This window comes from Chitinophaga sp. (genome assembly GCF_035761305.1).
Lineage (GTDB): Bacteria > Bacteroidota > Bacteroidia > Chitinophagales > Chitinophagaceae > Chitinophaga.
The window spans coordinates 1-6856 of sequence record NZ_DASTRI010000264.1; the positions used below are offsets into that span (position 1 = coordinate 1).

The 6856-nt window shown below is 46.6% G+C and carries 6 protein-coding genes; all 6 read right to left on the reverse strand.

All coding sequences use genetic code 11. From position 1 onward, the window contains the following. The coding region (locus tag VFS25_RS22080) for a FecR family protein (RefSeq protein ID WP_326464350.1) at positions 1-792 on the reverse strand (792 nt) is incomplete at its 3' end. A gap of 271 nt (positions 793-1063) precedes the next feature. Then, a complete protein-coding gene (locus VFS25_RS22085; protein ID WP_326464351.1) occupies positions 1064-2239 on the reverse strand; it encodes a FecR family protein in 1176 nt (391 codons plus the stop codon). Positions 2240-2280: 41 nt separating this feature from the next. Further along, positions 2281-2868, reverse strand: a complete 588-nt coding sequence (locus VFS25_RS22090; protein WP_326464352.1) for an RNA polymerase sigma factor — start codon at positions 2866-2868, stop codon at positions 2281-2283. A gap of 204 nt (positions 2869-3072) precedes the next feature. After that, positions 3073-4158: a BsuBI/PstI family type II restriction endonuclease gene (locus tag VFS25_RS22095; RefSeq protein WP_326464353.1), complete on the reverse strand. Its 1086-nt coding sequence runs from the start codon at positions 4156-4158 to the stop codon at positions 3073-3075. Further along, a complete protein-coding gene (locus tag VFS25_RS22100; RefSeq protein WP_326464354.1) occupies positions 4159-6006 on the reverse strand; it encodes an HsdM family class I SAM-dependent methyltransferase in 1848 nt (615 codons plus the stop codon). It lies immediately after the preceding gene. Between the two features lie 54 nt (positions 6007-6060). Then, entirely contained in the window at positions 6061-6618 is a 558-nt protein-coding gene (locus VFS25_RS22105) for a hypothetical protein (RefSeq protein ID WP_326464355.1), read from the reverse strand. Positions 6619-6856 lie beyond the last annotated feature (238 nt).

Sequence of the window (6856 nt, forward strand, 5' to 3'; positions counted from 1 at the left end):
AATCAGATCCAGCTTAAACTTATCATTATAGGTATTGATGTTAAACGAGGTACCCAGCACCTGTACATCCTTCCTCCTGGAATGTACGATAAAGGGCTGGTGTGCGTTGGGCGCCACGTTGAAGAAGGCTTCCCCGTCTACAAACACTTCGCGTTTGGCGCCGGTAAAGGCAAAGGGAAAGCGCAGGATGGTGGCGCTGTTCAGGTGCACCACAGAGCCGTCGGCCAGGGTAATGCTGTACATGTTCCCGGCCGGCACGGTCAGGGTGTTGTCCCGCCCCACGTTATTGTCGCTGTTTCTGGCGGCAAAGTATAACATCGAGGCATTGGTATGCAGTGTGGCTGCATTGGCTACAATAGTATCGTTATCGTTTCCGAGCTGCAGGGCGCCGCCGCCGGCCAGGGCCAGGGTTACGCCTTCGATGGGCGGCGCTACGGGCGCATGCTTTTCGGAAAAGGGAAAGTACAATGCTATAATGGTGGTGCTTACCGCTACCATGGCGGCGGCGGCAAAATTCACATAGCGTCTGCGTTTGGGCATGGGCGCTACTTTTTCATCGACCATGCTGCGTGGAATCTCCATGTCTATAAAGGTACGTATAGGTGTAATAGGTGTATAGGGCTGTTTTTGGTAGTTCTCATAGGTAACGCGAACGTCTTCCGCCATTTCCCGGGCGTCTGCGTCCTCTTCCAGTATTTTATCCAGCAGGCGGTCTTCCGTCCAGCTGGTACAGTTTTCCTGCCGGCGTATGAGCAGCAAAAGCAGTTCGTCGCGATCAATGTTGTTGATCATAGTGGTTGCGTTTTAATGTTTGGCAGGGCTTCAAAAGATAGTACACTGTAAAGAAAGGAATAGGCTATAGGCAATTATCATTTGCTCCTGTTCAAACACCATCCTTTATCTTTCTATACAAAACAATTGAATTGTTCAGTTGGTTGCAAATTTTCTAAAAAAATCTTAAAATGACCATACAATTATTATCCAATCATTATCCTATTAAAAAAGGCCCCGTGGAATGGCCTGGCTAGTACGAATATCGGTAAAAATATAAAAAATCAGGCCATTATTGCAGGTGTAAAACTCCTTTATTATCAAAATAATAGCGGATCTTCCGGGTGTTCCCCAGGTTATCCAGGAAAGCGGTTATGGGCTTGTTGCGGTCCATCACGCCGGCAAAGCGTTCCCGGGCTAATTGGGGGTCATCTATTAACACGTTTGTGCCATACCAGCGGGGCAACACGTTTACGATTTCGCCGAGGGTAGCATCTGAAAAGTAGTACTTCCCTTTTCGCCAACCCAGGGTTTCATCTTCATCAAAAGGCTGTATTGTTATGCCCTTATCTGCCTTATACACTGCTTCATTACCCGGATGGATGGTTACTTCATTTTTTCCGCTGGTAAATTTAACAGCGCCTGTTACCAGGGCTACCTTTACCACGCCGGAGTCATAGGCATTCACGTTAAAGCTGGTGCCCAGTACCTGCACGGTGCCGTGCGGCGTGTTCACCAGGAAGGGGTTGCCCGCCTGTTTTGTTACTTCCAGGTAAGCTTCCCCGTTGATGGTGACCTCCCGTTTGCCACGGGAGAACGAGAGAGGAAACTGCAACGTGCTGGCTGAATTCAGCCAAATGAGAGAGCCATCCGAGAGGGTGATGCTGTAGCTTTTACCGATGGGCACTGTAAGCGTGTTCATTGCGTACATGCTTTCACCGGCAGCTGCATCATTTGCCACCACATGGCCATATGAAAGTGCTTTACCCGTATTTTTCAATTTTGTATTTGCTACCTGAATATTCCCCTGCACCTGGGAAAGATTAATGGTTTGCCCATTGGCCAGCTGCAGTGAAATATTATTGCTGTTGGCCGGCTGCAGCTTTCCTGCCACCGGTTGTGTACGGGGATGTATACCATGTATGTACCACTGGTAAGCGCCCGTTACAAGCCCTGTAATGAGGGCCGCTCCCAGGCTGGCGTAGGCTATGAGTTTGCGGATGCTGATCCGGGACTTTTTTTTTCCGGTAATGGTGGTTGCGGGTATCCACGGACCTGCTTCATAACGTTGAAAACCATCCTGCACATCTTCCGGTAGGAATTTTTCCCTGAACTCCTTCCAGGCGGCTAATACTTCAGGATCGGTATCTATCAGCTGCTGCAGGTATAATGCGTCTGTTTCGCTGATATCGCCGGCCAGCCGGGAGGTCATAAGTGCATGTATATGGCAGGGGTCACGCTTCATCATCAATATTACCGGGTTTCCACGAAATATGTACTACTTTCATCCTAACCTTTCTTTAAATGACTGCGCAGGATTTTCATGGCGCGCAGCAGCTGGTTTTTTACCGTATGCGGGCTCACCCCCATTTGCAGCGCTATTTCCATCCTGCTTTTATGCTGGATGTAAGATAGCTCAAAAACCTGTGCCGACAAAGGCGGAATCCTGGCAATGGCCGTGTTCAGCGACCATAGGAGCTCGCGGTGCCGCTCATCCGCTTCCATGCGTATTTGCGGGGGCACCGCTTCATCCGGCACCGGTATCTGCGCTATGCGCTGTTCCTGGGTTTTACGCTGCGCCAGCTTGTCGATACAGCGGTTATACACCACCTTATGCACATAGTTCCGGATCACCATTTCCCGGTTCTTGCTCTGCGCGGGATCTATGCGCATATACAGCTGCCGCTCCCAGAAATCGATAAAGAACTCCTGTACCAGGTCCTGCGCTTCCACCTCATTACCTAACATGGAAGTGGCGGCGATCATCAGGTACTTACGGTACTTCCCGTAAAAGAAGGCAAAAGCGCCCGGGTCTTCTGCCTTTAATTGTTCTAACAAGGTAAGATCCTCTTCGTACAATAGGTTAGCTGTAGTCATATTTAATGCGTATAAAGCGGCCCCTAAGGCCATCATTCACATGACGGGGATAAAGTTAAGGAGGTTGGAGCAGGTAAAACGTGAATCACTTGTTAATGGGAATATTAATATAACGTTAACGACCACAAAGAGGTGATACAACGCCTGTATGTAACTGTAACCCTTACAAGAAACAGGCGCTGTAATAAATACAGGAATATAGGATCATCCGCCTCTCAGTTCCGACAAAAAGCTCATCTCATCTTTAAACATAACAATCTTGTCTGGCTCTGAAACAAACCAGGCAAAGCTGTTCCAGGCAAGCCCCTGTACGGTCTTTTTGAAACCAACAGATTCTCGATCACCATAGGCTGTTACGAAAAATACATGCTTACGATCAAAACCGCTTCGATCCGTTATTTCATATAATGCATTTTGCCTGCGCTCATTAATAGCTCCATCTGTGGCTACTACTTCCACAAACACTACCAGGTTAGGCGCATCTGAGGCTCCAATATCTACAAGGATAATATCGGGCAGGTTTTTATCTGCTGCAATATTCAGCCCTATAGCAGCAGCAATTTGGTCATCTCTTGTCACCACCTTATCCCTACTGGTGCTGAGCCATATAACAGCAGGGTTTCTCAGGAATCTGGGTGCAAACATTTCTATAACCGCTTTTGATATTTCGGAGCTGCCTCCCACTGGCAAGCTCCGGGTTTCACCATTGGGAAAAGTGACCAGCACCCGTTCCCGGTCGCCCGTCATCCCAAAAGAAGCCAGTTTTATCCTGTCCAATGCACTTTTGGACAGGTGACGTTCCCTCCAGCTATTGATAGTTGCCTCCAGAGCTCCCCCTTCTAATGCAGGATCAAAAAGAGCGGCAAATTCCTGTTTCAGGTAATACCGCGGTTTGCCGGAAGTAGTGTCCACATTACTCAATGCCCCTACAGCACCAACAACCAGTAGCCCTTCTCTCAGGGTTTCATCCCGGATAGGTTCCCTGGTATTATCTGCATACCATCTATGGCCTTCTGGTTTAGCATTACGGGCAGAAATCCTGCCTGTATATGCCAGTCGGTCTTCATCTGTGTGCAGTACCGCATGTTCATGAGTCATACGGTACACATGCTTGGGACCAAGGTACACACCAGCCCCCTCCACAGCACCAATGTACAGCATAGCAAAAATAGTACTGGCAGCTAATTCTCTGATACAGTATGAGCGATTGGGTGTTCCGGGTGGAAATATTAATGGCAATCTTCTAAATATCTCCTCTCTGGTTACGTAAGGTGGTAGTGTAATATTCATCTATTTATTTAATCCGTAAATTTTCAGGCACGCCGCTTCTATCTTGCTATCTGACCTGCTCTGCTTTATGAGCTTAGCTAAGGCTTTCATTTCCTCAGGAGCTGGCAGTGGCAGCGCTTCCAGTTCATATGCAGATACAGCAACGCTACCACTAATTGTTCTAAAACAATCATTCACTATTATGCTGTTTAAGAATGCGGCAAGTACAGCAGGCTCCACTAACGGTTTGGCTTGTGTTGGAATAATCATATTTAAATGATTTTCCACAATTACCCCCTTGTACTCCAACAGCAGTTCCTTTGGCAGCGCCGCAGCGATTAATCTTTTATGTTGCTCCTTAGCAGTGGTTCTTTGCAATAAAATGCAAGGCCGAGTAGTGATCAACCAATCGTTATCAGAATCAGGCCTAAAATAAGGGGTATGATTCTTCTTTTCAGCTTTTAAAACGAATCGCCCGTCTTGAGTTACTGCTTCGGACCACACAACAGGATAAGCATCCGTCGATAGCTTTTTGCAAAACTGGTGTTTATGCCTGTTCCAAACTAAAGGGCCTGTACTTACCTTATATCCCCAGTCCTTCAGTCGAAAAGCCATTTTTTCCATGGCGTGCACCGCTTTTGATTGCAATGGTGATCTGGGTAGTATCCAGGGCGCCGATGTATCTTTAGCTAAAGTGAATTTACCCACATTGTGGATATGGAGAGCACCTTTAGGCACAGTGGTTATTTGATTTACGGCCACAGATGCTTTCTTGCTGGCCTTCTTTTTATAAACTGACAACATGGTTTCCTGCAGCACATCTTCAAAAACCCCTTTTCTGAATGAAACAAAGTCGATTTCAACCGGGGAGGATTGGCGGCGGATATATGCACGTAGATTTTTGAAATATTCTCCGGATAAAAAACTTGTCGGCGTCAGAAAACTTACAATGCCATGCTGCTTTACCAGGTCAAATGCCAGGTGTGTAAAAAGACCATAAAGGTTAGGATGGCCATAAAGGCTTTCCTTAAACCTGTCACGGATATTATTAGTCAGCTTCAGCTTTCCGTAGGGAGGATTCCCAATTACCAGGTCAAACCGGTCAACCTCCGCTATGCTTTCTAGTTCCAGACTGTTACAAATACGAACCAGATTTTTCATCGGCATTCCTGCGCTCCTTATCAGATCCTTGAGTGCCACTTCCACGAAAACCTGCGTTAGCCATCCACCGAAAGGATCAATTTCCAGCCCTACCACATGAGTCTGAATATGTTGGACAATTTCAGCGGAAGATTTATCCTTAAGAGCTGCCTGAATTTTACGGCAAATAGGAGCAAGAAAGGCACCACCGCCACAGGCAGGATCCACCACCTTTGCCTTTGTCCAGCTTACCCCAGCACTTTCTGATATCTGAATCAAGCGGCTGGTTAATGCGGGCGGTGTATAAAAAACGCCATTGCTGGACCGGGTACTTTCAGGTAACACAGCAGTATAAACGTTTCCCAGTAAATAACCGGCTTCCACTACATCCAGGGCAGCAGCTGCTGTCCCCATAGCATAGGCTACTGCTATTACAGATTTATCCAGCTTTCCCGGCTCAAATAGTCCGGCAAACACCGGCAGCGGTTTGAGGTCCAGGTTTTGGCCATGTGTCTTTTGCCAGTACGCTTCAATAGTGCGGTATATGAATGTTTGCGCATGCAGTACCTGCCCCTCACCGAGCGTCCTGGCCCATGCTTTTGCCATTACTTTCCCGCATTCTAGGGTAGCCCGAGGGTCAGGATTATTAACAAACTCCTCAAAAGCCATTTCCCTTCTGTTAAATGGCTTTTTGTTCTTTAAAATATTGGTATATACAGACGTAGACATGGCGGAAATTTAAAACCAAAGATAAAAAATTTGGTTTTACGGGCTTACCTCCTTTTAAAAGGTTCCTTTTAGTAACTGCAGCCATGCTGCCGGAGGAGTTAAAATAGTTACTTCCGCGTTGTAGATCTCATGCCCTTCCCTGATAACATAATCTTTATGCACCCTCTCACCAGCGCTATAATACCGGGCCTTGGCAAGGTATTGCGGCATATCAATACCGCCTAAAAACCACATTGTTTTTTGCAGATGCTGATAGATCATGAAAAACAGCACATCAATCGGGTGATCTTTATGCCTTGCCGTTATCTGCGCAGTATAATACGGCTTAGGGGCAAATTTGCGTTTTACAGTCTTTACATCAATCCTGCGGCCATTCACTGTAAAATCCGGCTGTCCGGCAGCATTGTTTAAATGCCAATGAAACCCGGTAAACCCATTGGCTTTAAGCCAATGGTTAAAACAGATCTCGCCCAAGTCGCCCACCCACCGCATATTGGTGTCTTCTTCGACAAAAATATTAGCGTATTCGGCATCCCGCTTATTCCGGATATCCTTTGCCCTGATTTCCCATTCGAGAGGCACTGTAGATGTTAGCCATGAGTTATCAGACATGTTAAATATTCTTTATACAGGTCTTCTTGTTTCAGAGAGTTTATCAGGTCTGAACAGATAACACTCTTTCTGTCAGCGCTTTATCTTTAATTTAGTCATCAGTTAAATTGTTTTTTCTTTCTCTTCCGCAATGCCTATGGACATAATTGTTTAAACCCATTTTAGAAAGATAACATTTTTTTCAATTTGACAAATACTTGTAGAGCTCAAGCCACGATGTTGCCCATCCCCTATGCTC

Bases quoted from the DNA above. Each gene is read 5' to 3' on its own strand.
- VFS25_RS22085 (WP_326464351.1), bottom strand. From the start codon at position 2,239: ATGATGAAGCGTGACCCCTGCCATATACATGCACTTATGACCTCCCGG.
- VFS25_RS22090 (WP_326464352.1), bottom strand. From the start codon at position 2,868: ATGACTACAGCTAACCTATTGTACGAAGAGGATCTTACCTTGTTAGAA.
- VFS25_RS22095 (WP_326464353.1), bottom strand. From the start codon at position 4,158: ATGAATATTACACTACCACCTTACGTAACCAGAGAGGAGATATTTAGA.
- VFS25_RS22100 (WP_326464354.1), bottom strand. From the start codon at position 6,006: ATGTCTACGTCTGTATATACCAATATTTTAAAGAACAAAAAGCCATTT.
- VFS25_RS22105 (WP_326464355.1), bottom strand. From the start codon at position 6,618: ATGTCTGATAACTCATGGCTAACATCTACAGTGCCTCTCGAATGGGAA.